Source organism: Paenibacillus plantarum (assembly GCF_013141695.1).
In the GTDB taxonomy this organism is placed as follows: domain Bacteria; phylum Bacillota; class Bacilli; order Paenibacillales; family NBRC-103111; genus Paenibacillus_E; species Paenibacillus_E plantarum.
This window is the reverse complement of sequence record NZ_WHNY01000043.1, coordinates 47,168-73,455: the sequence shown is the minus strand read 5'-3', so window position 1 is coordinate 73,455 and position 26,288 is coordinate 47,168. Positions and strand designations below refer to the sequence as shown.

Here is a 26,288-nt window from a genome sequence, read left to right as displayed (position 1 = left end):
AGGTAGCCGTGAGATCGGCTGCCTCTTTTCTTTGTTTGCAGAAGGTAGATGGACTGTCTGATTTTGTCAATTCAAACAAACCCATAAATTAATGAATGTTGAATAGAGGATTTTGCCAATTGGAGAAGAATACAATCCAAAATCAATAGAATAAATGGGAGACGATTACTTATGAGACTGAAAGAATATGTAATCAATTCCCTAATGAACTTAACCTCTGATGGGATTGTAATTGTTGATTTAAATGGCGTAGTGTTAGAGGTGAATACGAAATTTGAAGAGTTGCACGGGTGGACGAGGGAAGAGGCTATTGGGCAAGTATTGCCGATGACTCCTGACGAGTACAAAGAAGATGCGCTTAGACTATATCAATCTTTAATAAACGGCGAGCAAATCAGGGATTTCGAAACTCTAAAACTGAGAAAAGATGGATCTACATTTTATGCGAGTGTAACTGTTTCTCCTGTGAAAGATACAGATGGGGTGGTCATTGGGTTTGTTGGTGTGGAAAGGGATATTAGCGAAAAGAAAAAAGCGGAAGAAACGATGATTAGGTCTGAAAAATTAGCTTTGATTGGTCAATTGGCTGCTGGTATCGCACATGATATTCGAAATCCATTGACTTCCTTGAAAGGGTTTGTACAATTACTTAAATATAAAAATACAGACTATGTTGACGTTATGATGGAAGAACTTGAACATATTAATTATGTTGTCAATGAATTTATGATGCTAGCCAAGCCACATCTAAGTCATTACATAGACAGCAGGGTAATAGAGCTTGTTCAAAGTGTCGTTAGTTTCTTACAACCGCATGCACTTCTGTATAATGTACAAATACAATTAGAAATGGACCCAGAAATATCTGTCATAACTTGTATACCTGACCAAATCAAACAAGTATTAATTAATGTCTTGAAGAATGCGATAGAGTCTATGGAAAGTGGGGGGGAGATACAAATAACGTGCAGAAATCGATGGAATCAAGACTTGATTATTTGTGTTAAAGATCAAGGTATAGGCATTTCTGAAGAAAAACTAGCCCAGTTAGGTGAGCCGTTTTTCACAACAAAGGCGAATGGAACCGGTTTAGGACTGATGGTTTGTAAGCGAATTGTGGAAGCGCATGGTGGTAAATTGTCTATTCTGAGCCAAATTAATCAGGGGACTACCGTTGAAATAGCACTGCCTATTAACTCAAGATATCATATATAAACAAATATTTTCAGCATGGGTTGACAATAGCGGAAAACAATGATAGTTTAAAGCTTATAAAACACATTGAATTAATCGGAATTAAAAGCTGACTGGTCATCCGGAAGCATGGATCATTGAATCCATGCTATTTTTTATTTTATTTTAAAAAGAGGAGTGGATATGTAATGGGCGTATTATTGGACTCTTTAAAACTTACAAGCTTAAATCAAGAGGATCGTTGGGTTAGTTTTAATAAAACCAATATCCTATTCAATCAAGAAACGGTGAATGTGAATTTAATCGGTACGGATCATAAACACATTCCTTCTTTGCTCCATGCATTGAAGACGAATAAACTAACATTAGGGAGCATTCAAACTCCTCTTAAGGAAGTTGATTTGTATAACTCGGAGGCTATTCTCTACTCGGAGCAAGGAGATAAGTACAGGGTACCATTGTTTTGATCCTGCTGTTCGGTATGAAAACCATTTCTGGAGGGATGTTTCGATGAGCATTCAGCCTGATTACGTATTTAAATCGTGATTGGATCTCCTTACAGCATCCGCTGTGAGGTTCTTTTCATGTTCGGAGGTTATAAAAGGAGTGACAAATGGAACGCTATTGGAAACGCAATCTGCATATAGTATGGCTGGGTTTATTTATTAGCCATATCGCATATACCCTATCTGTACCGTTTTTTCCAATTTTCTTGCAAAATGATTTAGGTATTCAGAATAGGCTTGAAATGTGGTCTGGTATTTCCATTTCCATTAGCTTTCTGATTAGTGGGTTGTGTGCGCCTTTTTGGGGGGCGCTAGCGGATAAGTTTGGGAAGAAACCCATGTTAATTCGTTCAGGTATTGGCTTAGCCTTGGCTCATTTTGCCAATTATTTCGTATATGATTTGTTCACTTTCATTCTTGTACGGATATTTCAAGGACTTATGGCAGGCTTCGGTCCTGCTTCCATCGCTTTGGTTGGTACGAATACACCGGAGAAGCACGTCGGATACGCGCTCGGTGTGATATCAACATCAACGGCAGCCGGAGGAATTATTGGACCTCTTGTCGGAGGTGTCCTGAGTCATTGGATGGGACTGCGAGTGTGCTTCGTTGCTTCGGGCATTATTACGTTAATTTCTGCTCTTATCGTACTTGTAGGTGTGAAAGAAGTTCATAAAAGACAAGATGAAGTTCGTATAAGTGTCTTCAAGGATCTTAAACATGCGGCTGGCAACTCGAAACTGATGGGGATATTTGGGCTAACTTTACTAGTCTCTACTTCAATTATGATTATGGAGCCGCTGCTGACACTCTACGTGGTGCAAATCGGCGGAAGTGTAGATAAAGCGACTCTGAGCTCAGGAATTGTATTCTCAGCAGTGGGCGTAGCCACGGTCATTATGGGTCCTCGGTGGGGTATCATCGGCGGGCGAATCGGTTATGAGAAGGTATTGTTCATTGGGTTGATAGGCGGTGGTATTGGCAATCTGCTACAGCTCGGCGTTCATCATCTTATTGGCTTTGGCATTCTTCGTTTTAGTTATGGATTGTTTTTTGCTGCTGTTTTTCCAGCTCTGAATGCGCTTATCGTCAAATATACAGAAGCGGATTTCCGCGGAAGAGCCGTGAGTCTGAACCAATCGTCAAGTCAATTCGGTATTGTCGTTGGTCCCTTACTAGGTGGGTTCATGGGGGGCTGGCTTGGCATTCCATTCATATTCCTCCTAACAGGTGTAACGCTGCTTGGAGCTGCATGGAAGAGGAAGGTGGGCCACGCTAAGCATACGGACCAGAAGTTGCTCGGATGAATTTTTGGATGTCGACCGTTGACAAAAGGTTGTCTTAGTTACTATAATTTAAATACAAGTAAATTAATCGGAATTATCGGAAACAACCAGATAACTGGAGATGCTTCATCCTATGGGATGATTGTGTCTCTTTTTTTCATTATAGCTTAGAGGAGGAGTTCTTATGAAAATAGATTGGATATTCACGTTGGATCAACCTTGGACTCTGGATCGCGTATTGGATTTTGTGACCAAGGCTAATCAATATGCAAGTCAGATTTATTTAGGTGCACATGGGGAAAAGTTGAATGCGAAAGGACTATTAGGCATCGTATCCTGGAGTATGTCACTTCGAGAACAATCAACCATTGCTCTTCAACTTGAAGGTATCGATGCACAGGAAGCGTTCGAGGGTGTATCTACTTATTTACAAAATCAGGATGATGCTTTACATACAACGTACTCTCGAAGTTCTTGATGGGTAAGTCGGAGAGGAAGTCATGGTCAAATGAATATTGAAAATATTGAAGCTTTTGTCTACGTCATTCATTATAACAGTTTCAACAAGGCAGCGGATGCTTTGTTCTTGTCGCAGCCTTCCGTAACAGCTCGAATCCAATCGTTGGAACGTGATTTGAACACGCTACTCTTCGAAAGAGAGGGTAGAAATTTCACGCTGACAGATAAAGGAAAGCAGTTTCTTCCCTTTGCGGGGCAAATACTCCAATCTTATAAGAAAGGGAAGCAACAGCTTCAACATGTCAATAAGGATTACAATGAGCTCAGGGTCGGTTGCACCGTATCTGTTTCCAATTATATGATCCCCGAAATTCTTCCATGGATTAAAAACAAACATGCTCATCTTCAAATCAAAGTAACGACAGCTCCAACAGAGGTCATTCTAGAGATGCTTCTGAATAAAGAAATCGATATCGGCTTTGTCCGAAATGTAACTCATCCACATGTAGATATATTGGGATTCTACGAGGATCCTATTCGCCTTTTCGTCCATCCAAGCCATCCTTTTGTGAAAAAGAAACCATTAACTATACACGATGTAGGTCGCGAATCGCTAGTCTTTTTTGAGTGCGGATCACTGGATTGGGTGAAGATCCATCGGCTTTTTGCAACACTGGATCATCCTCCACAAATCGAATACCAAATTGACAATTTGGAAACGGCCAAGAAGCTTGTGGCCAAAGGCTTGGGTATTTCCTTTCTGCCGGAACTGTGTGTTCGTCAAGAAGTGAATGAGGGACGTCTTGTACCTATTGATATTCAGGCATTAGGAGGTCTCTCTTTACGTACCATTCTCATTACTTTGAAAGAATCCACCCTCGATTTCTCCGACATGCTTCTGGATGCTTTGCAAGAATTTGATTGGAAAAAAACGGCTAAATAGAACAATTCTATTCATCAATAGAACATCTTTATCTACGATTGACCGACTTATAAGCCGATGATACAGTAAGTATTAAGATTAATACCAATTAAACCAATAGGAATTATCGTCGATTGAACGAAGGAGGAATTACGATGCCGAAACAAAAACAACTAAAACTTGGGGCTATCATTCATGGAGTTGGTGGCAATATGTCATCTTGGAAACATCCAGATGCGATTGTAGATGCGAGTGTGAATTTCAAGTACTACAAAGAGCAAGCACAGAAAGCAGAAGCTGGTAAATTCGATTTACTATTTATCGCTGATGGACTATTCATCAATGAGAAGTCGATTCCCCATTTCTTGAATCGGTTTGAGCCGATTACTATTCTTTCCGCACTGGCTTCCGTAACTTCCAAAATCGGTCTGGTAGGAACGCTATCTACGTCTTACAGTGAACCCTTCACGGTGTCGAGACAATTCTCCTCGCTCGATCATTTCAGTGATGGCAGAGCAGGTTGGAATGTGGTCACTTCCCCGCTGGAAGGATCGGCATTGAACTACAATAAGAAGTTGGAGGATCATCCTGATCATCCTAAGCGATATCGAATTGCATCTGAATATCTACAGGTGTCCAAAGGATTATGGGATTCATGGGAAGATGATGCTTTTACAAGGGATAAACAATCAGGGCAATTCTTCGATCCCGATAAACTCCACCGTTTGGATCATAAGGGCGAATTTTTCTCCGTACAGGGACCGCTTAATATCGGTAGATCGAAGCAAGGACGTCCAGTTATTTTCCAAGCAGGATCATCGGAGGATGGGAAAAATTTAGCCGCTAGAGAGGCGGATGCGATCTTTACAGGTCAACCGACTGTGGAGGATGCGAAACGCTTTTATGAAGATGTAAAAGGAAGAGCTGCACATTTCGGTAGAAATCCCGATGAGATTGTCGTTATGCCTGGTATTGGTCCGATTATTGGTGTTACAGAAGAAGAAGCGGAGCGGAAATATCAGGATGTTGCCAATTTGGTGACGATCGGAGAAGCACTTGCGTATTTGGGCCGATTCTTTGAACATCATGATTTCACACAATATGACTTGGATGCCCCATTCCCAGACTTAGGTGAGTTGGGTAAAAATAGCTTCCAAAGTACGACGGATCGCATTAAACAGCATGCACAAGAAGAAGGGCTAACCCTACGTCAAGTAGCTCTGCAATCTGCAACACCAAGACCTTTATTTATCGGTACCCCAACACAAGTTGCAGATCGCATACAAGAATGGTATGAGAGCGGCGCAGCAGACGGATTTATAGTTGGATCAGGCGTTCCGAATGGTTTGAGCGATTTTGTAGATCTGGTCATTCCTATTCTACAGGAACGTGGCATTTATCGAACCGAATATGAATCGGATACGCTTAGAGGGAATTTGGGGCTTCCTTTTCCAACCAATCGCTATGTGAAAGAGACGGTCAATAACTAATCCGATTTACGAATCAAGGGGGAGCGTTACATATGAATAGATCAAAAGGTTGGATCAAGTTTAGTGCGTTATCGTTAGCCATTGCCCTCGTGTTAACAGGGTGTGGTTCAACAAACGATGGCAGTTCGGATGCCTCGCAATCAGCGAGTCCGAAGCAAGAAGGCAAACAAACAGCGGTAGTTGGCGGAGAGCTTACTTATGCGTTGGCAACTTCCCCTGATTCTCTAGATCCGCATCGCAGCGGGCTTGCCGTAGCAGTAAGGGTACTTCGCACCATTTATGATAGTTTGGTTGTTCAATTACCTGATGGTTCGATTAAACCGTGGCTGGCCACCGAATGGACGGTTTCTCCTGACGGTCTTAGTTACACGTTCAAATTAAGGAAAGATGTAAAGTTCCAAGATGGGACGCCATTTAATGCAGAAGCGGTGAAATTCAATTATGATCGGATTCTCGATCCGGCAACGAAAGCGGCGAATTCAGTAGCATTGCTTAAACCCTATAAATCTGCGGAAGTCATTGATGAGTTTACAATAAAAATCAACCTCGAGACACCATCCAGAGCGTTTCTAGGAAACCTAAGTCAAGCGTTACTTGGGATTGTTTCACCAACAGCGGCTAAGAAATATGGGGATCAATTTGGCAAAAATCCGGTTGGTTCAGGTCCTTTTTCCTTCGTGAAATGGGAAGAGAATGCTTCCATTCAAGTTAAGCGTAGCCCTGATTATAACTGGGCGCCTGAGATTGTGGAGAATAAAGGGAAGTCCTACTTGGATCAAATCACTTTTAGTATTGTTCCGGAAGAAGCGACCCGGATCGGCAGTGTTCAAAGTAAGCAAGTTCTTGCGGGCGAGACGATTCCTCCGCAAAATATTGTTTCGTTGAAGTCAGATTCCAGTATTCAAGTTCATCAAGTCAATACGAATGGATTGCCGTATACGTTATTTATTAATCAACGCAAAGCGCCTTGGGGTGAAGTGAAGGCTAGACAATCGCTGCAAGCAGCGATTGATGTAGACGCGATTGTCAAAACGCTTTATCTGGGGACATATCCACGTGCTTGGTCGCCTTTATCTCCTGGAGTTTTCGGGTATGATGCCTCACTGGAAAATGGGGTTAAACCTGATCTTGCGAAAGCGAACAAACTACTGGATGAACTCGGTTGGCTCAAAGGCGCAGATGGCATTCGTGTAAAAGATGGCAAGAAACTTACTTTGCATTATGTAGATGGATCACCTAACCGTGAGAAACGTAATGATATTGCCGTCATCATTCAGCAGCAATTGAAACAAGTGGGAATTGTTGTTGAAGTGGAAATTACGAAGGATACGGCCAATGTTGTCTATACCAAAGGTGATTATGATATCTATGGGAACAGCCAGGTAAACTCGGATCCTAACGCGCTTTATGCCTTCTATCATACAAGTGATCCCAAAGCTCGGCCAACTCTTCCAGGTCTTGCAGATTCGCAAGTAGACAAGTGGCTGGAGCAAGGGGCTATCGAGCCTGATGATAAGAAACGTGCGGAACTGTACAAACAAGTACAGAAATCCATTATCGATAATGCGGTCATCATTCCTATTTATGTGTTCCCGTATACGGTAGCCGCATCCAAATCTGTAAAAGGGTTGAAATTCGACCCGCTAGGTTATCCACTCTTTAATGATACGTTTATTCAAAAATAATGCAGCAGGGAGCTAATCGATATGAGCAGGATATTAACGGAACGACTTCTAGTTTCATTGCTGGTCATTCTTGGTTCCTTAATCCTTGTATTCTGTATTTTGTATGTGCTGCCAGGAGATCCTGTGCTTTCCATGATTGATCCTTCCTCCATGTCACCGGAGGCGATTGCAAATTTAAGACATCAGCTCGGGCTAAATGAACCTTTCTATGTCCAGTTTGGACACTATTTCATGGCCATGATCCATGGGGATTTCGGTAAATCATTACTTAACAGTGAACCTGTGTTGCCCAAAATTCTTAAACATCTCCCAGCAACGTTGGCACTCACATTAGCTAGTACGCTCATTTCCACGATTATTGGTGTAGGGCTGGGAGTTCTCTCGGCCGTACACCGCAATCGATGGATCGATGTGTTAGCTCGTATTGTCGGATTGTTCGGGATATCCATGCCGACGTTCTGGTCCGGTATTCTGCTGATCCTTATTTTTTCAGTATCTTTAGGCTGGTTTCCGGCAATGGGGTCAAAGGGATTCATCACACTTGTCCTTCCTTCACTTACACTCGGATTCGTGGGAGCTGGATTTATCGTTAGGATGGTACGTAACTCGATGCTCGAAGTCATCAATGAGCACTTCATTGTGACACTGCGTGCCAAAGGATTATCGGAACGATTAGTGATGTATCGACATGCACTTCGCAACGCTTTAATTCCTGCCGTTACGATCATTGGTATTCATATCGGAGATTTGATGGCAGGTACCGTGGTGATCGAAACCGTCTTCTCCAGACAAGGGATTGGCCGAATTCTAGCGGACGCCATTATGTCCAAAGACTTGCCTGTTGTGCAAGGTGTCGTATTTTTCTCAGCGATCATTTATGTCATTGTTAATTTGCTAGTTGATATTTCGTATGTATTTATTGACCCACGGGTTCGCCGGACACAATAATTCGGATATGAAAGCACGGTGGAGAGGAGAAAGGTGACGATGAAAGATGTTCTTTCTGCGAGAACGATTGGGCTAAGACATAAGTGGCATCTTCGAATCACAAAGATACCCAGAACATGGAATGCTTCAGAGATTCTGGTTTATCTAGCAGCGATCATGGCTTTGTTTATTATTGGATGCGCGCTTTTTCCGCAATGGATTGCTCCGTATGCACCTACAGCGATGCTCGCTGATCAGATTATGCATGCGCCAAGTAAATCTCATTTGTTTGGAACGGACTATTTTGGCAGAGATGTGTTCAGTCTTGTCGTCTATGGCAGTCGTGATTCTCTCGTTATTGGTTTCTCCTCTGTACTTGCAGGAGGCATCATTGGAGGAAGTATCGGTGCGCTATCTGGCTACATCGGCGGCGTTATTGACACGATCTTCATGCGCATTATCGATGTATTAATGACGATACCTGGCATTCTGTTGGCACTAGCCATCGCTGCTGCTCTTGGCCCACATTTATTTAATCTGATCTTTGCAGTTGCAGCTGCCTCCATTCCGCAATACGCAAGGGTCATGCGAGGTCAGATTCTGAGCATAAAGAATCGATCCTTCATTACAGCCTCTCGATCGATAGGCGCTTCTTCTATGCGTATATTTTTTCGCCATGTTTTAACCAATGCATGGTCCCCGCTCTTGGTCATGTCCACGATCGGTTTAGGTGCATCGATTCTAGTTAGTGCAGGTCTAAGTTTCCTTGGATTAGGGGTACTCAAAGAGATTCCGGATTGGGGATCGCTTCTCTCGCAAGGTCGAGGTTACCTGACAGTGGCTTGGTGGATATGTACATTTCCAGGTCTCGCGATTACGTTATTCGTCATATCCGTTAATTTAATCGGAGATAAACTACGTGACTCCCTAGATCCAAAGCAGAGAAGGGCATAGCTAGGAGGCGGCGCAAGTTGAAGCAACTGCTTGAGATTGACAACTTAAGTGTACAATTCACAACGAATAAAGGGTCGTTCACGGCCATTCAAGACATATCATTGAAAATTGGTGTAGGTGAAACCATCTGTCTAGTTGGAGAATCCGGCAGCGGTAAATCGGTTACGTCGAAATCCGTCATGCGCTTAATCGATTATGAAAATGGTCATATTTCCGGTGGTCAAATCATTCTCGATGGCGATGATTTAACGACGTTGTCACAGAAAGATCTTCGGGCATTACGTGGGAAAAAGATGGCTATGGTCTTCCAAGAGCCCATGGCAGCTTTCGATCCGGTATTTACCATAGGAAGTCAAATTACCGAAGTCATTATTCAGCACAAACAGGGAAATCGGGAACAAGCCTGGGAACGAGCAGTTTATTTATTAAAGCGTGTAGGCATCCCAGAGCCGGAAATCCGAATGAACCAATATCCTGGCGAGCTTTCTGGCGGGATGCTGCAGCGAGCGATGATAGCCATGGCGCTAACATGCAGTCCTCAACTGCTTATTGCGGATGAACCAACAACTGCGCTTGATGTAACGATTCAAGCGCAGATTCTTCACTTGCTGCAGGAACTTAAAGAAGAATTCAATATGTCGATCCTTCTTATCACACATGATTTGGGGATTGCTGCTGAGATGGCAGACAAAATCATCGTGATGTATGCGGGACAAATCGTTGAACAAGCAAGTGTGGAGCAATTGTTCGCTAAGCCCCATCATCCGTATACGAGAGGGTTACTTCGTTCCATTACGACGATGGATAGCAACCGGTCATCCCGATTATTCTCGATTGAAGGGACGATTCCCCATCTATCGGATTTGCCGTCTGGTTGCCGATTTCATCCAAGGTGTCCTTTTGCGACCGAACGCTGTGTGAAAGATAGTCCTCCCTTACGCAACGTGAATGAACGTCTTGCTGCATGTTGGTACTCGGAAGAATTAGTTGAGCGTGCAGATTGGCAGCAACATGCAGGTGTTGTAGATACAAAGACAGATATTGCTAGGAAAGATCAACAATCGTCCGATGTCATTGGCGAACAGGTTTTAACTACCGAGACGCTCTTCGAGGTGAAAGGGTTAAGCAAATTTTACCCCATAGGGAAAGGAACATTCAGTCGTTCGAAGTCCTACATTCGCGCGGTTGAAGATGTTTCCTTTTCGATTAAGAAGGGGGAGACCTTTGGTTTAGTCGGTGAATCTGGCAGTGGCAAGTCAACTTTAGGGCGAGTGCTGCTGCAGCTGGAGAAAGCAACCGAGGGAGAGGTTCTGTTCGAAGGAGAAGATTTATCTAAACTCTCGAGCAAAGGACTGCAAGACGCACGCCGAGACATGCAGGTCATTTTCCAAGATCCATATGGTTCTGTGAACCCGCGTTGGAAGGTTGGCGATATTATTGGTGAACCATTTGATATCCATGAATCGTTAAGCAAGGTAGAGAAGCGGGCAAAAGTAGAAGACTTATTGGAGTTAGTTGGGCTGAATCGTTCCATATATGACCGATTCCCTCATGAGTTTTCGGGAGGTCAACGACAGCGCATTGGTATTGCTAGAGCCATCGCCCTCAATCCCAAGTTTATCCTCGCGGATGAGGCTGTGTCTGCGTTGGATGTATCCGTACAGGCTCAAATCGTTAATTTAATGCAGGATCTGCAGAAAAAGCTGGGATTAACTTACTTATTTATCGCCCATGGCTTAAATATTGTTCGCCATCTATCTGATCGAATCGGCGTGATGTACTTGGGGAAACTGGTTGAAATCGCACCTAGTGAGGAGCTGTTTCTCCATCCTTCCCATCCCTACACGAAGGGTTTGCTTTCTTCTATACCATCGACGGATCCCTCGCAGAAAAGAGCGTGGATCGAGATCGAAGGGGAAATTCCTTCTCCTGCGAATCCACCGTCTGGGTGTAGATTCCACACGCGCTGCCCAGCGGCAACTGCAACTTGTAAAGAAGTGCAGCCCGACTTAGTGCAAATCAGGGAAGGGCACTGGACGGCCTGCCATTATCCTTTGTAAATTGAAGTAGTAAAGCTGCATGAGAAGGAGACATGATGTCAGACAAAAAAGCAAAGAAAGATGCGGGATGGAACTTCGACAACAGCTATTCGCGGTTGCCTCATTTCTTTTATACCAAGATGAATCCAACTCCTGTGAGCGCTCCGAAGTTAGTTATACTGAATGCTCCATTGGGAGCAACCTTGGGGTTGGATGAGGGTGCGTTGCGAAGTCGTGATAGCTTAGCTATATTTGCAGGGAACCAGGTACCCGATGGAGGACTATCCATTGCGCAAGCTTATGCGGGTCATCAATTTGGACAGTTTAACAGACTAGGTGATGGGAGAGCTCATCTCCTTGGCGAACAGTTGACTCCCCAAGGAGAACGAGTTGATATTCAGCTGAAGGGATCAGGTAAAACACCATACTCTCGCTATTTGGATGGGAGAGCGGGACTTGGACCGATGCTGCGCGAGTATATCATTAGTGAAGCTATGTTTGCGCTAGGAATTCCAACTACCCGAAGTTTAGCTGTCGTTTCAACAGGTGAAACCTTCCTTCGAGAAACGGAACAATCGGGTGCCATTCTAACCCGTGTCGCCGCTAGTCATATTCGCTTTGCAACTTTTCAATATGCATCGGAATTTGGCACGGTGGATGAGCTACGAGCGCTAGCTGATTACACGTTAGCCAGACATTTCCCAGAGGCTATGGGTGCTGAGAACCGCTATCTAGCGCTGCTTCAAGAAGTGATTAAGCGCCAAGCACAATTAATTGCCGAGTGGCAGCTTGTTGGATTTGTTCACGGAGTGATGAACACGGATAACATAGCAGTCAGTGGAGAAACCATTGATTATGGTCCTTGCGCCTTCTTGGATGTTTATGATTCAGGGACGGTATTTAGTTCCAGAGACACGGAAGGACGCTATGCCTATGGCAAACAGCCGGACATTGCCGCATGGAATCTCAGTAGATTCGCTGAAACGCTGTTACCTTTACTGCATGAGGATGCGAAGCAAGGTGCCCAAGTGATCGCGGATGCGATTGCACACTTTTTCGAGCGGTATCACACTAATTGGCTAACGGGAATGAGGTTCAAACTGGGGATATGGAAGGAAGAAGATGGGGATGAATCACTGATTCAAGAGCTGCTCCATTTGATGCAGACGTATCGCGCAGATTACACGAATACGTTTCGTGCTTTAACTTTGGATAAACCTGAGGAAACGTTCATGAATGACAAATCCGATTTCAGGCAGTGGTATGAACGATGGCAGGCTAGATTAAGTAATCAGCATGAAACAAAAGCTGACTCGCATCAATTAATGAGGAAACATAATCCAGCAATCATCCCACGTAATCATCGGGTAGAAGAAGCTTTAACATCCGCAGTCATACATGAAGACTACACGGTGATGGAGCGGCTGTTAGAGGTTATTTCAAATCCCTTCGCGTATTCTCCTGAACAGGTCGATTATATCAGTCCAGCTGATGTAACGGCCTGTGCTTATCGTACTTTTTGCGGTACTTGAGAAATGAAAAATATACAACAACTGATTAAGTTGAATATGAATGTATTAAATGGATCAGCCTTACGATTTTTCGTAAGGCTTTTTGGTCGGGCGAAACGATGAGTGACATGTTGCTTGTGAGTAGAGTTAAGTGAATTATTATGGAAAGAGAAGTGAAGAGAGGGAAAGGTAGGAGTAGGAGTAGAGATTGCTGAGTAAGAATAGTGACTTGGTCAGATGGGATTTTTGTAAATCGTCTGTGCTCCCAGTGAATAGATGGATTTTGTACAGTTAAGTCTTATGATTTTCCGCTCAAACGCAAAATAGATGGAGAACCTGCTGTTAATTTTATCTCTTTTACCCAATATTAACAAAATAGAAAGTTTTAACTGCATGTTTTCCATTTAAATTGAACTTTCGAGGAAATTCCTCATAAATAGCTGTATAATTTCCAGTTAATACAAGTTGGTAGTGTGCCAACCTATTCAAAACCCTTTTAACTCTACCACTAACATCCGTCCGCATCTCACGCTCATTCCGCAAGTCCATATCGAGGTATCACCAAGCCAAAAGTTTTGAACTAGTTTGTTGAGCCAAAACTACGAGTGTGCGATTTGCTGCACCTGCAAAAACCAGTTACCATCCCCTAATCGGATGGTAACTGGTTTTTCTTTTCGTTAAACATAACTCTGTTAAGAAAGCGTGATGTTTGTGAGAAAGCTAGTATGAGTGGATAGGCTGCAGGGATCGAATCCTCAATTTGCACGTTCATTCTACATATTGATCAGTGCCATTCCAGATTTTGATGATGAGTTTGGGTTTTGACGATTTCCTAATTGTAAGGGTTTCCATATGATGAGTGTAATGGCTTGTACGCTAATCAGCCCTGTTGCCGAAGAGCGCAATCATAACGAAGAGGTGATGTTGAATTGAAGAAAGGATCAAGCGTATATGCGAAAAGGTTAATCAGCTTGCTGCTTGCAAGCGCTTTAACGTTAGGAGGGTTGCCTGCAGGCTTCCCCAAAGCGCAAGCAGATAGTGCTGTGGCAGGAACGCCGGGGGGCGTAGATGAGAGCTTGCTGAAATTGTGGCTAAAAGCAGATTCGGCCAGTATAACCGTGAATGGGGCTAGCGAGGTTACGGTATGGAAGGACAGCAGTCCTAACGGGAATGATTTTATTAATGATGGAACAGTGGGGACTTCTAGTCCCCGGACGAAGCCTAAATATGTGGCAGCTAATCCGTCGCTGAATTTCCAGCCTGCGGTGCAATTTATCCGCGCAGGCACAGGCAGTCTTTTAGTAGACGGTGACGGGCTGTTCGCCCAAGATGAAGCCGTAGATCGTGCAAGTGTGTATGTGATGGCTGGCGGATTGTCGGAAACGACTAAGACGTCGCAAATTTTTTATGAGACGTTACAAGGAAAAGGGAAATTGGGGGCGTACCTTCCATTCTACTCTAGCCCTAACTCTCAAGTTTTATGGGATGCGGGCGACCTTGCCTCGGGTAGCAATCCACGTCTTACAACGGGGTATAGCGTCCCTCTTCGTCAATATAACAGTTGGGGGTTTCAATTTGATTCGCAGCCAGTGACAGGGAACGTCTACCAATCCGTTACGCTTGACGGTCAATCGTATGCGACTTCAACAGCTTCACGTCTTCCGATGAAAGGAGTAGGGAGCAATTCGATGACCCTTGGCTCTGCTATCAGTGGAGGCTCCGGTTACGACGGACAATTAGGCGAAATGATTGTATTTAATGATGCACTGACAGTTACGCAGCATCAACAAGTGCAGACGTATATGGCCCTCAAATTCGGAACGCCGCTGAAAGGGAAGGATTACGTCTCGGCAGGGGTGTCTCCGCAAGTGGTGTGGCCGTCCACACTTAACACAGCATTTAACAATAACGTAGCGGGAATTGCCAAGGATCAGGAAGGCGCGTTAGCTCTGGATACGAGCAGAAGCAGTGAAGGTCCTGCATCTTCACAGGTCATCATAAGTGCAAAACAAACGATGGTCGATAAACAGTATCTACTCTGGGGAGATAACGGCAGCACCGCTCCTTCGACACCATACGGGTCGGGATTCAAGCGATTGACACGAACTTGGAAGGCTCAGAATACAGGTAATGTTGGCACTGTGCAGGTCGCATTTCCGCAAGGGTTGCTTCCGTCAGGCGGACTTTTGTTAACGAGCAGCAGCGGTGATTTCAGCGATGCCGTGTCTCTGCCTTTAACCCAGGTTAACCTGCATGGGGAGACTTATTATTCAGCGGATGCGATGCTTGCCAATGGTTCGTATTTTACCTTTGCAGAAAAATTGCCGGACATTCAGCTATCTGCCTTGGACGTTTGGGCGGGCAGTCAGCATCTGGGGATGACCCCCTCTTTCTTACCGACCAAGCTAGACGGTTATGAGGTGACGGTCCCTGAGGATGCCGACACGATCCGCTTGGATTCGCAGGCAGACGCAGGGATTTCCGTGGATGCGACGCTGACGAACAATGCGGTGGCGAACCAGCCGGTGGGCGATATGAACCAAATTGCCATGACACCTGGGATTAACAAAATGAAGGTGAACGCATCCAGCGGCAGCTCGATGAATACGTATACCTTGCAAGCGTATCGGTTGTCGGCCAAAGGAACGAACGGCCGTATTCCCATGAACGCTACCACGGTGACCGGCAGTTCGTATCAACCGAACACAACGAATATTCCGGCCAATGTCGTGGACGGGATCTGGGATGGCGATGTGCGTTGGTCGGCGTCGGGACAAGGGGAGTGGCTGCAGTTTGACATGGGGCAGCCGGAGACAGTAACCTATTTGAACATTGCTTTCCTGAATGCGATTGACCGGGTGTCTTCCTTTGAAATCTTAGGCTCGAATCAGGCGGATTTCCAGCAATCGACGGTGCTGTTATCCAAACGAAGCAGCCGGGCACTTCGCGTCGGCGACAGTATTTTGCAGCCCTATGTGCTGAGTCAGCCTGGAGCCTACCGCTATTTACGGTTGGTTGGGTATGGCAATAGTGCGTCAGGGAGCTCAAGCAGTTGGAACAGTATAACCGAAGTTGAGCTGTACACGGGAACACCACCAGAAGTGACTGAGCCGACAGGACCAACTGGGCCGCCGCAAGCGGGGGATAAACCGGTAGATCCGCTGCCGCCGGTTCAAGTTGTTCGTGTGAATACAGCAAGCGAGTTGCAGTCTGCGCTCGACCAGGCTGCTCCTGGTACGACGATTGAGTTGCAAAATGGCACCTACGAGCAGCAAGGGGCATTCATCATTAAGGATAAGCATGGAACGGCTGCGCAACCGATTCGGGTGGTGGCTGTGGAGCAAGGGAAGGCGATTATCGCTGGGGACAGTTATATGTATATCCACAATGCCAGCTACGTCAGCGTGGAAGGGCTTACGTTCCATTCCGGCGGCGGGTCGGCGAATAGCGAAGATTCGTTGAAAAGTCGAGGTATTGTTGACGACAATTTCTTAAAAACATTGAAAGAGCTGCACCCTGGTGTAGAACTGTATGACACCAACAATGTCTCCATTCTGCGCAACACATTTGCCTTAGATGAAACGGGGCAGAAATACAGGTTTACAAAAGGTGGGCAGATCATTTGGTGCGTCATCGGCGTGGAGAACAGCTGCCGTTATGGCAGCGAATATAACGCTAATAACGCCGTCTATACAGGGGAAACGTCGCATACACCGGGCTCTACGCTGCAAACGGATGGTGGGACGGATCGGCACTATATCCGGGTAGAGGGCAACGGCAGTCATAACCGGATTGCTTACAACGATATTGGACCGAAGACCGGCTTTGGCGCTGCAATTACGTACGATGGCAAAGATATGGTTTCGCAATACGACGTGATTGAGTACAATTATTTCCACGATATGGGTCCACGGGTCTCCAATGGGATGGAAGCGATTCGTCTCGGACTCTCAGGATTGTCTCTGGTGCCCGGCCATGTGACCGTGCAATACAACCTGTTCGATGGCTTGAACGGCGAAGATGAGATCGTGTCGGTGAAAAGCAGCGACAATACGATTCGGTACAACACGATTCTGAATTCCTTTGGAGGCATGGTGGCTCGGCATGGTCATCGTAACAGCTTCTATGGTAACTTTATTATTGCAGACGGGAAAAAAGAAGGTACCAGTGGCTTCCGTATTTATGGGAATGACCATCAAATATATAACAATTACATGGAAGGCTTGACTGACGATGCCATTACAGTTGATGGCGGCACGGAGGATGCGGGACCGGATGGCAGTGCGAATCCGATGATCCACTGGGGGATCGGCGTGAATGAGGTGGCTCCACTCCGGAGCTTGTCAGAGGAAAGACAGACGGAATTGCTTCGCGGACATTGGCGGCAATATAACGTACAGATTTTTAACAATACGATCGTCAATTTAGCCAGCAAAGCTTCCGCGCTGAAAATGGCGAAACGGACATTCGAGCCGACGGGGACGCAAGTGTATAACAATGTGATTTTCAGCAATGCGGGAACGATATTCAATGAAAAAGATATTACCGATGGCAGACCGACCTATGTCGGCAACATGACCGACGGTCTTGCGGTTGTGTCAGCAGCTGCGACTGTTGTAAGCGCCACGTACAAAGGTGATTTGAAGCTGGTTCGTGGCATTGACGGATTGATCCGTTTATCGCCGTTAAGTCCAGCGGTTGACGCCGCACAAGGCCCGTACCTGCCGAGGGATGATATGGACGGTCAAAGACGGACAAATACGGTTGACGTCGGTGCGGATGAGTATGTGCCTGCGAGCGTGCTGACGCAACGGCCGTTAACGTCGGCCGATGTTGGGCCAACTGCAGGTCGGAACGTGCCAGCTGAAGAGGAGAAGCCAGCTTTAAGCGGCATTCAAATCAGTTCGAATCTGACAATCTCACCGGCATTCAGCTCGGAGATCACTTACTACACAGTGACGGTCCCAACTGGGATCAACAGCTTGACGTTGACGCCGACTTCCCTCGCTAAGGGGGCTGCGATTCAAGTTAGCGTAGACGGTGGTGCGCAGCAAACCGTTCTCAGTGGCAGCGAGAGCAGAACGCTCGCCATTGCCGCTAGCGGCAGTGTGGTTCTGCTGGATGTGACAATGCCTTCCGGTGTACATAAAACGTACACGATACGGGCACAGCGTCCAGCGGCAAGTGGTTCGTCTTCATCGGATTCCTCATCGGGTTATACTCCAGCGCCTGTACCAACACCAACGCCGAAGCCAATACCGGAACCGAGCAAACCGCCTGTAAGTCCTACAGATCCGTCCAAACAGCAATCGTTCGTTGATGTGCCGAAACATTGGGCATCGGAGGTTATCTCTCGCGCAGCTGCCAAAGGCATCGTGAACGGTTACGCGGATGGCAGCTTCAAGCCTGACGAGCCCATGACGAGAATGCAATTTGCAGCTATGTTAGTTCGAGCTCTTGGTTTGAAGGCTGAAACGTCAACGACGAAGTTTGCCGATGGAGCAGATATTCCAGCTTGGGCTGTCTTCGAATTGGGGGCAGCGCTGAAAGCTGGTATTCTTCAAGGGTATGAAGACGAATCCTTGCGGCCGAATAACCCGATCAACCGAACAGAAATGGTTGCTATGCTAATAAGGGCTTATAATCAGCAAGGGGGAGTTTCATCCCAAGTGTCATTTAGCGACAGTTCCCAAATTCCAGCTTGGGCATTGCCAGCCATTTCGCAAGCTGTTTCCTTAGGGCTTGTAACCGGACGTGAGCAAAATACGTTCGAGCCGTTAGCTAAGGCAACGAGGGCGGAAGCCGTAACGATTATTATGCGGTTATTGGATCGCTAACGTTATTTTGATCTCATATCTCATGCACAAATACGTATAAAAGGTAGATCATATGCAGTAGGCCTGACATCCCGTTTTTTTCGGGATCTGGCCTGCTGCATTTAGTGCTTTGTTTGCACACCTGAAGGGGGAACAATAATATGGAACATTTTGGACAAGTTAATAAAGATCAATGGAACTTATATATCGATCTGACCGCGATCATCCAACAGGCTGATGTTTGCCTGACGTCACTTCCTGTTCAGATTACGGATGAGATAGCCCCGCATAGTCCGGGAAGCGCTCATGACTATTATTCAAATGGCGATTACTGGTGGCCAAATCCCAATACGCCAGATGGACTGCCGTATGTGCGCCGAGATGGTGAGAGTAATCCAGGTAATTTTCATGCACATCGGATTCTCCTTCGCCGAATGCGATCTAGGGTTGCTTGTCTGGTTGCCGCATATCGAATAACGGGTGAGCAGAGGTACGCTTCCCACGCAGTTCGGCTGCTAGATGCATTTTTCGTCAATGAGAGCACACGAATGAATCCGCATCTGCTTTACGCGCAAGCAGTGCCTGGCGTATGTGACGGAAGAGGGATCGGTGTCATCGATACGCTGCATTTGATTGATGTGGCAGCAGCTGTTCAGATGCTACAACGCAGTCACTTGTCGGTAGCAGATTCACTCGTCCTACAGGATGTTTCCACATGGTTCGCGGAATACTTGCAATGGATGAATGAGCATCCGCAAGGGGTGGAAGAAAGAAACGAACCGAACAATCATGGGGTATGCTGGTATGTGCAGGCTGCCGCATTTGCACGGTTGACCGGTCAACATACGATGTTGGATTGGTGCAGAGAACAATACAAAACCAAACTACTGGTCGAACAGATGGCCACAGATGGCAGTTTTCCGCGGGAATTGTCCCGTACGAAGCCCTATGCCTACTCCCTCTTTACACTCGATAATTTCGTTACGCTTACGCATCTACTTTCTACGCCAGACGATAATTTATGGAAATTTCAGCTGTCGGATGGCAGAGGTATAGAGAAAGGGATCGCATTCTTACTTCCCTACATTGAAAATAAGCAAACTTGGCCCTATGGCCGAGATGTCGAATATGATGCGCAATGGCCTGTAGCTATGTCATTTTTACTGCTTGCAGGATTGGCTTATGATTCTGATAGGCTACTCGCCTTATGGCATACATTAGATCAAAAGCCGAAAGAAGCAGAACTGCGGCGGAATATGGCGATTAGGCAGCCGCTGCTTTGGATATGAGGGACTTAAAACAGAGACGGGTTCCTCTATTTTCGCTATAATATATGAAAACAGTGACAAATGGGGATAAGGGGTTAGTGCTAATGAAGTTTAATCGGATCCGGTTTAATAAACGCAGCGTAATGTTTACTTGGTTTACTTCTTATATTTCCGTGCTGCTCGTCCCAATCATCATAAGCGGAATTCTATACGCGGCTTCATGGCATGTGGTCGAATCGGAAGTAAATCGTGCCAACACGAACGCATTGAAGCAGATGGAATTAGCGATAGATAACAGTTTGGGAGGTATTGAGCGATTAAGTCTGGAAATTTCCCTCAATAAACAGGTGAATGCGTTTATCAATACCTCACTGCCGCTTTCGGATAACGATTATTACGATTTAGTCACCATTTCGAATGATTTGCGGGTGTACCAGACAGCGAATGAGTTCATTGAACAAATTTATCTGTATTACAAAAATAGCGATACGGTCATATCGACCCGTAATCGGACGGACGGGCGCCAATTGTTTCAGATGTTGGACGGACAAACCTTGAGAGGTTATGATGCTTGGAAGTCGTTTCTAGACGAACGCTATGTTCAGGCCTATATGCCCGTGACGATGAAAGAGAATGACAATTCGTACAAAGCTGTTTTATTTGCTAAATCGGTGTCATTGGCGAATCGCGATCAGCCAGGAGCAGTGCTCCTGTTCGTGATGAGAGATACGAAACTGCTTGCCAATCTTCCGCCATCGGAAGCGACATCTGTTGCGCTGTTGGATAAAGAAAACCGACTAGTTGCTTCTAGTGGTCTTGAGAAAAGGCCGCAATTTCTTACTTATGACAAATTTACTGGCGAAAATGGACTCTTCTACGGGGATGTAGCCGGAGAACAGGTCGCTGTATCCTATACCACGTCAGCTAGGACAGGCTGGAAATACATGTCGATGATTCCTGCTGAGCGTTTTGACGACAAGATGAGATATATGAAAAGGCTCGTGTATGCTAGCATTTTGCTCAGCCTTCTGCTAGGCGGGGTGGTCACTTTCTTGTTCCTTCGCAAAAATTACAATCCGATTAATCTGCTCATCCGCAGTTTCTCCATGAAAGCAGGGATTTCATTTGCCGAGGGAACGAATGAGTATGGCTTCCTGCAAGATGCGCTGAACAATACATTCGCGGAGAAAGAGCAGGTTGATCGCCGTCTGCATCAGCACCGCGATGCTATTCGCTCGCATTTTCTGCAAGGGCTCTTAAAGGGGAATCTGGAGCAGGACATTCCTGTACATGAATCGCTCTCAGCGCACGATATTCGATTGTCATCCGCTCATTTTGCTGTACTCTTGTTCCATATCGATCATTTTGGCAAATTCCAGGAAGATGTCACTGTAGATCCACAGAAGGTGAAGTTGATGCAATTCATCCTGATGAATGTGGTGGAAGAAGTGATCGGCAGCCAGCATCGTGGTTTCGTAACGGAAATTGACGACATGCAGGCCTGTATTTTTAATTTCGGCATGGGGCAGGACCCCGAGGACCTGCAGCAGGTTGCCGAGCAGGTGAAATTGTTCTTGCTTGACCATTTCCATGTACATTTGACGGTGTCGATTAGCGGAATTCATACCGAGTTGTTCGGGATTGCCGGGGCCTATCAAGAAGCGCTGTCGGCGATGGCTTATCGACTTGTGGTAGGAGGGGGAGAGATCATTCGATACGATGAATTACCGAGTTCCGAAGCTGCCCACCAGGCCGGAAATTATTATTACCCGTTACATGTGGAGCAGCAATTGATTAATTTTGTCAAAACAGGCGATTATGAAAAGTCGAGCTCTATCATTGAGCAAATTATAGAAACAAATGCATCCAATGCGGTGTTGTCCGTACCGCTTGGCAAGTGCCTCATGTTTGATCTAGCCAGCACGATGTTGAAAACGATGAATGAAATCGGCTCGCAAAGTAATAAAGCGTCCTTTATCGAGCAGTTTCATCCTGTGGAACGACTTTTCGGATGCGAAACGATGAAAGAAATGAAAGGGGAAATCCTTTCGATTCTTGGGCAGGTCTGCCAGTCCATCCAAGCTGAGCGCAAACAGGAGTACAGCCCGCTTGGCGAGCTTGTGAGCTCCTTTGTGAAAGCCAACTATGCGGAAGATAATTTGAACATTTCGATGATTGGAGAGAAGTTCGGAATCACGCCTTCTTATTTATCCAAACAATTTAAGGCACAAACCGGCGATGCACTGCTTGATTTTATAAGTCGAACACGGCTCGAAGAGGCCAAGAAGCTGCTAAGCGAACAATCGCTCTCTATTATGGAGATTGCGCGGAAGGTTGGGTATGCAGATATCAATACGTTTAATCGGACCTTTAAGAAGTTTGAGGGCATTACACCAGGGAAATACAAAGAACTAAAGTGATACGTAACCGTTTGACATGGAGTCGTACAAGCTTGCTTGCGCGACTTTTCATTTTTTGCATAGTGATTTTGGATTCTGATGATTGCTTTCTACGGATTTTAAATAGTGATTTGCAGTTTTGACGATATTCAAAAGGGTGCTTTACCAGCCATACTAAAGCTACAGTGCTGCAACGAAATCAATCGCACTAGACAATATGAGGGGGATTCCACATGAGCAGTCGTTCAAAAAGAAAATCCATAAGCCTGGCACTAAGCGTAGTGGTCGCTTCTAGTATGTTCGCCGCATGTTCCAAAGATACAACGAAGTCACCAAGTGAAACGGGAACTGCTACAACAACGACAGCACCAACTGCGGCAGCAGGCAAATATCCAATTGCTACGCAAGAAACACTAACATCTTGGGAGCAGATTAACCCGAACTTGACAACGTTATTTCCGAATATAGGCGATTCCCCTTTTGGTAAGAGATTGGAGAGCGAAACCGGCGTTAAGGTCAAGTATACACATCCTGCTGACGGTCAATCGAAGGAACAATTCAACTTGCTGATTGCTTCGAATAATTTGCCCGATGTGATTGAATACAATTGGGGCGGCGGTGGAACAGCTGCGTATCCAGGTGGACCAGAGAAGGCGATTGCCGACAAGGTCATCCTTCCTCTCAACGACTTGATCGATAAAAACGCACCAAATTTAAAGAAGCTGCTGCAACAGGATAAAGAGCTGGACAAAATGATTAAAACGGACAACGGTACCTACTACGCGTTTCCAATGATTCGTCCGGACAACGGCCTGGTTTTCCGTGGACCGATGCTTCGTAAAGACTGGCTGGATGAGATGAACCTCAAAGTGCCTACGACGATTGATGAATGGTACACCGTATTGAAAGCGTTTAAGGAGAAAAAAGGAGCTACCGCTGCTTTGACCGCTCAGTACAGCAATGAATTGAATATTCAGGATGCCTTCATTGGCGCTTATAAAACAGCCAACCGATTCTACATCAATGATCAAGGCAAGGTGAAATTCGGACCGATCGATCCTCAATTCAAAGATGCTCTGACGCTGCTGAACAAATGGTATGCGGAAGGATTGCTAGATAAGGATTTTGCATTGAATACGGATTCCAAATCGCAGGATACGAAATTACTAAGCAATGCTTCTGGAGCGACAGTCGGCTTACTTAGCGCCGTTGGTAAATGGATGGATACGGGTAAGAAGACGAACCCGAACTACCAGCTTGTAGCTGCTCCATACCCGACGTTGAACAAAGGCGAACGCGCTTTCATCGGTCAACGTGACTTTAAATACAACCCAGCTGTAAGTAAAGCTGTTGCAGGGGATTCCAAACATGCGGAGCTGGCTGTCAAATGGATGGATTATGCGTTTGGCGAGAAAGGCGCATTGCTCTTCAACTTCGGTATTGAAGGCGAAAGCTATACGATGAACAATGGCGTGCCTACGTTCACTGATAAAATCACCAAAGATCCGAAATTCAGCCTGCAACAAATGGTTTCCCAATATACAAAGCCGAACGGTCCGTTCTTGGGTGACAGCCGGAAGAGCTTCAATACGTACAAAGAGCAAGATGACGCTGTCGGGATTTGGGAGCAAACGGACGCTGTCAAGCATGTGATGCCTCCTTTCTTGACGCCAACAACGGAAGAAAGTAAAGAACTGGCTAAATTGAGTACAGCGATTACGAGCTATAAAGAAGAAATGTTTGTTAAATTTGTTATGGGCAAAGAGCCGATCAGCAAATTTGATGAGTATGTCAAACGGATTAATGAAATGGGGATCGAGAAGGTAACCCAAATTTATCAACAAGCGTTGGATCGATACAATAAGAGATAATTAGTTTACGGTACATCTTGCGGGAGGTAGACAGGACTGTTCTGACCTTCCGCAAGAATTGGGCCGTGGCAGGAGAAGGTGATGCGATGAACACCATGATTTCCAAAACGAAGCCAGTTTCCGCCGTTGAAGACAAACGGAAAGTATTCCGTTTCGGGCTATTGCTGGATATACGTAAAAACAAACTGCTATATGTGATGTTGCTGCCTGTTCTGCTGTATTATGTCGTCTTTCATTATGCGCCCATGTATGGCGCCCTGATTGCTTTCAAGGATTACTCCCCAAGAATCGGTATTTGGGGGAGTGATTGGGTCGGGTTCGAGCATTTTGTTAATTTCTTTAATGGAGCCTACTTCTGGCGAACGATTAAGAATACGGTTCTGATCAGCTTCTACCAGCTGTTGTTCGGGTTCCCGGCACCTATTATTTTGGCGCTTCTACTGAATGAATTGAGGCATGCTTTCTTTAAAAGAATTGTGCAAACCGTGACGTATATGCCACATTTTATTTCCTTGATTGTTATTTGTGGGATTCTGAAAGATTTTACAACTAGTGATGGGGTCATCAACGATATCATTGCCTTCTTCGGAGGAGAACGGTCAACGTTCTTGCTTGAACCTAGTCTGTTCCGTACCGTCTATGTTTCTTCCGGGATATGGCAAAATATCGGATGGGGAACGATTATTTTTTTGGCGGCTTTAACCGGAATAGATCAAGAGCAGTACGAGGCAGCCAGAATCGATGGCGCTGGTCGATGGAAACAAATGACACACGTCACGCTGCCAGGGATTATGCCAATCATCATTATTTTGCTTATTCTCGACATTGGCAAGATGATGAATGTCGGGTTTGAGAAAATTATTTTGCTATACAATCCGGGCACTTATGAGACGGCAGACGTCATTTCTTCCTATGTGTACCGCGTTGGTCTGCAGGATTTCAATTATAGCTACAGTTCAGCGGTGGGCTTGTTTAACTCGGTCATCAACTTTGCCCTGCTCATTTCCTCCAACTGGCTGAGCCGCAAATTTAACGATACAAGCTTGTGGTAAAGGAGTGTGCGTGAGGATGGTAAACAAGAGGAGCTTTTCAGAAATATGTTTTGATACGTTCAATGTTTTGCTGCTGATTTTAATGATGCTGCTTACCGTATATCCACTTATTTATGTGTTGTTTGCTTCTGTAAGTGACGCAGGAACTCTGATGGGCTATAAGGGTATGTTATGGCGTCCTCTCGGATTCTCACTTGATGCTTATACGAATGTATTCCGCAATCCGATGATTGTAAAAGGCTACGGCAATACGCTGTTTGTCGTACTAGCGGGCTTGGTGCTGAACATTACGCTCACGGCGTTCGGGGCTTACGCCCTCTCGCGAAAGAGCTTGCGGTACCGCAAGCCGCTCATGCTGTTTATCATTTTTACAATGTTCTTTAGCGGTGGGTTGATCCCCCTTTACTTAACGGTCAAAGGTGTGGGATTAATCGATTCCTTATGGTCGCTTATTATTCCAACTGCTATCAATACCTTTAATCTGATTCTAATGAAGACAGCTTTCGAAGCGATCCCAGATGCACTTGAGGAATCGGCCAAAATCGATGGGGCGAACGACTTCGTTATTCTATTTCGGATTGTGCTCCCGCTCTCGATGCCCGTGATCGCTGTCATGCTGCTGTATTACGGCGTAGGCCATTGGAATTCCTGGTTTAATGCGATGATTTTCCTGCAGGAGCGTTCGCTCTATCCATTGCAGCTTGTGCTGCGGGGGATTTTGCTGCAAGGGGAAACCAATGCCAATTCAGGTGCTTCCGATGACGATGCTGCCATGCTGGCCGCTACTTTGAAGTATGCGACGATCATCGTTGCGACGGTTCCGATTTTGTTCGTATATCCATTTTTACAGAAATACTTTGTGAAAGGTGCTCTCATCGGAGCCGTCAAAGGATAGAGGAGGGATCTTCG

At 45.6% G+C, this 26,288-nt stretch carries 17 protein-coding genes; all 17 read left to right on the top strand.

Annotated features, from left to right (window positions below; translation table 11 throughout):
- Nucleotides 1-171 precede the first annotated feature (171 nt).
- The 17 genes from GC096_RS15250 (at nt 172) to GC096_RS15170 (ending at nt 26,274) form a co-directional block, all read left to right on the top strand.
- Nucleotides 172-1,215: an ATP-binding protein gene (locus GC096_RS15250; protein WP_171631355.1), complete on the top strand. Its 1,044-nt coding sequence runs from the start codon at nt 172-174 to the stop codon at nt 1,213-1,215.
- Between the two features lie 167 nt (nt 1,216-1,382).
- Entirely contained in the window at nt 1,383-1,661 is a 279-nt protein-coding gene (locus GC096_RS15245; protein ID WP_246302765.1) for a hypothetical protein, read from the top strand.
- 146 nt (nt 1,662-1,807) lie between these two features.
- Complete coding sequence (locus GC096_RS15240) at nt 1,808-3,007, top strand: MFS transporter (protein ID WP_171631354.1); 1,200 nt, start codon at nt 1,808-1,810, stop codon at nt 3,005-3,007.
- Between the two features lie 163 nt (nt 3,008-3,170).
- Nucleotides 3,171-3,464: an HPr family phosphocarrier protein gene (locus GC096_RS15235; protein ID WP_171631352.1), complete on the top strand. Its 294-nt coding sequence runs from the start codon at nt 3,171-3,173 to the stop codon at nt 3,462-3,464.
- Nucleotides 3,465-3,494: 30 nt separating this feature from the next.
- Nucleotides 3,495-4,388 (top strand): LysR family transcriptional regulator, encoded by an 894-nt coding sequence (locus GC096_RS15230; RefSeq protein ID WP_171631351.1) that lies wholly within the window; start codon nt 3,495-3,497, stop codon nt 4,386-4,388.
- A gap of 134 nt (nt 4,389-4,522) precedes the next feature.
- A complete protein-coding gene (locus tag GC096_RS15225; protein WP_171631350.1) occupies nt 4,523-5,857 on the top strand; it encodes an LLM class flavin-dependent oxidoreductase in 1,335 nt (444 codons plus the stop codon).
- Nucleotides 5,858-5,889: 32 nt separating this feature from the next.
- Nucleotides 5,890-7,542, top strand: a complete 1,653-nt coding sequence (locus tag GC096_RS15220; RefSeq protein ID WP_171631348.1) for an ABC transporter substrate-binding protein — start codon at nt 5,890-5,892, stop codon at nt 7,540-7,542.
- Between the two features lie 21 nt (nt 7,543-7,563).
- Nucleotides 7,564-8,490 (top strand): ABC transporter permease, encoded by a 927-nt coding sequence (locus GC096_RS15215; protein ID WP_171631346.1) that lies wholly within the window; start codon nt 7,564-7,566, stop codon nt 8,488-8,490.
- A gap of 39 nt (nt 8,491-8,529) precedes the next feature.
- Nucleotides 8,530-9,423 carry an ABC transporter permease gene (locus tag GC096_RS15210; RefSeq protein ID WP_171631345.1) on the top strand — a complete coding sequence of 298 codons (894 nt, stop codon included), beginning with the start codon at nt 8,530-8,532 and terminating at the stop codon, nt 9,421-9,423.
- A 17-nt stretch (nt 9,424-9,440) separates the two neighbouring features.
- Nucleotides 9,441-11,483 (top strand): dipeptide ABC transporter ATP-binding protein, encoded by a 2,043-nt coding sequence (locus GC096_RS15205; protein ID WP_171631343.1) that lies wholly within the window; start codon nt 9,441-9,443, stop codon nt 11,481-11,483.
- A 35-nt stretch (nt 11,484-11,518) separates the two neighbouring features.
- Nucleotides 11,519-12,994, top strand: a complete 1,476-nt coding sequence (locus tag GC096_RS15200) for a protein adenylyltransferase SelO (protein ID WP_171631365.1) — start codon at nt 11,519-11,521, stop codon at nt 12,992-12,994.
- 908 nt (nt 12,995-13,902) lie between these two features.
- The gene (locus tag GC096_RS15195; protein ID WP_171631342.1) at nt 13,903-18,810 is read left to right on the top strand and encodes a chondroitinase-B domain-containing protein; all 4,908 of its coding nucleotides are present in this window, start codon (nt 13,903-13,905) and stop codon (nt 18,808-18,810) included.
- A gap of 140 nt (nt 18,811-18,950) precedes the next feature.
- Nucleotides 18,951-20,078, top strand: a complete 1,128-nt coding sequence (locus GC096_RS15190; RefSeq protein ID WP_171631341.1) for an alginate lyase family protein — start codon at nt 18,951-18,953, stop codon at nt 20,076-20,078.
- An 83-nt stretch (nt 20,079-20,161) separates the two neighbouring features.
- The gene (locus GC096_RS15185) at nt 20,162-22,477 is read left to right on the top strand and encodes a helix-turn-helix domain-containing protein (protein ID WP_171631339.1); all 2,316 of its coding nucleotides are present in this window, start codon (nt 20,162-20,164) and stop codon (nt 22,475-22,477) included.
- 212 nt (nt 22,478-22,689) lie between these two features.
- Complete coding sequence (locus tag GC096_RS15180) at nt 22,690-24,327, top strand: extracellular solute-binding protein (RefSeq protein WP_171631337.1); 1,638 nt, start codon at nt 22,690-22,692, stop codon at nt 24,325-24,327.
- Nucleotides 24,328-24,413: 86 nt separating this feature from the next.
- Nucleotides 24,414-25,379 carry an ABC transporter permease gene (locus tag GC096_RS15175; protein ID WP_376769503.1) on the top strand — a complete coding sequence of 322 codons (966 nt, stop codon included), beginning with the start codon at nt 24,414-24,416 and terminating at the stop codon, nt 25,377-25,379.
- Between the two features lie 16 nt (nt 25,380-25,395).
- On the top strand, nt 25,396-26,274 hold the full coding sequence (locus tag GC096_RS15170; RefSeq protein WP_171631336.1) for a carbohydrate ABC transporter permease: 879 nt from the start codon (nt 25,396-25,398) through the stop codon (nt 26,272-26,274).
- Nucleotides 26,275-26,288 lie beyond the last annotated feature (14 nt).

Excerpts from the sequence above, each read along its gene's own strand:
- GC096_RS15250 (WP_171631355.1), top strand. The coding sequence starts at position 172 with ATGAGACTGAAAGAATATGTAATCAATTCCCTAATGAACTTAACCTCT.
- GC096_RS15245 (WP_246302765.1), top strand. The coding sequence starts at position 1,383 with ATGGGCGTATTATTGGACTCTTTAAAACTTACAAGCTTAAATCAAGAG.
- GC096_RS15240 (WP_171631354.1), top strand. The coding sequence starts at position 1,808 with ATGGAACGCTATTGGAAACGCAATCTGCATATAGTATGGCTGGGTTTA.
- GC096_RS15235 (WP_171631352.1), top strand. The coding sequence starts at position 3,171 with ATGAAAATAGATTGGATATTCACGTTGGATCAACCTTGGACTCTGGAT.
- GC096_RS15230 (WP_171631351.1), top strand. The coding sequence starts at position 3,495 with ATGAATATTGAAAATATTGAAGCTTTTGTCTACGTCATTCATTATAAC.
- GC096_RS15225 (WP_171631350.1), top strand. The coding sequence starts at position 4,523 with ATGCCGAAACAAAAACAACTAAAACTTGGGGCTATCATTCATGGAGTT.
- GC096_RS15220 (WP_171631348.1), top strand. The coding sequence starts at position 5,890 with ATGAATAGATCAAAAGGTTGGATCAAGTTTAGTGCGTTATCGTTAGCC.
- GC096_RS15215 (WP_171631346.1), top strand. The coding sequence starts at position 7,564 with ATGAGCAGGATATTAACGGAACGACTTCTAGTTTCATTGCTGGTCATT.
- GC096_RS15210 (WP_171631345.1), top strand. The coding sequence starts at position 8,530 with ATGAAAGATGTTCTTTCTGCGAGAACGATTGGGCTAAGACATAAGTGG.
- GC096_RS15200 (WP_171631365.1), top strand. The coding sequence starts at position 11,519 with ATGTCAGACAAAAAAGCAAAGAAAGATGCGGGATGGAACTTCGACAAC.
- GC096_RS15190 (WP_171631341.1), top strand. The coding sequence starts at position 18,951 with ATGGAACATTTTGGACAAGTTAATAAAGATCAATGGAACTTATATATC.
- GC096_RS15185 (WP_171631339.1), top strand. The coding sequence starts at position 20,162 with ATGAAGTTTAATCGGATCCGGTTTAATAAACGCAGCGTAATGTTTACT.
- GC096_RS15180 (WP_171631337.1), top strand. The coding sequence starts at position 22,690 with ATGAGCAGTCGTTCAAAAAGAAAATCCATAAGCCTGGCACTAAGCGTA.
- GC096_RS15175 (WP_376769503.1), top strand. The coding sequence starts at position 24,414 with ATGAACACCATGATTTCCAAAACGAAGCCAGTTTCCGCCGTTGAAGAC.
- GC096_RS15170 (WP_171631336.1), top strand. The coding sequence starts at position 25,396 with ATGGTAAACAAGAGGAGCTTTTCAGAAATATGTTTTGATACGTTCAAT.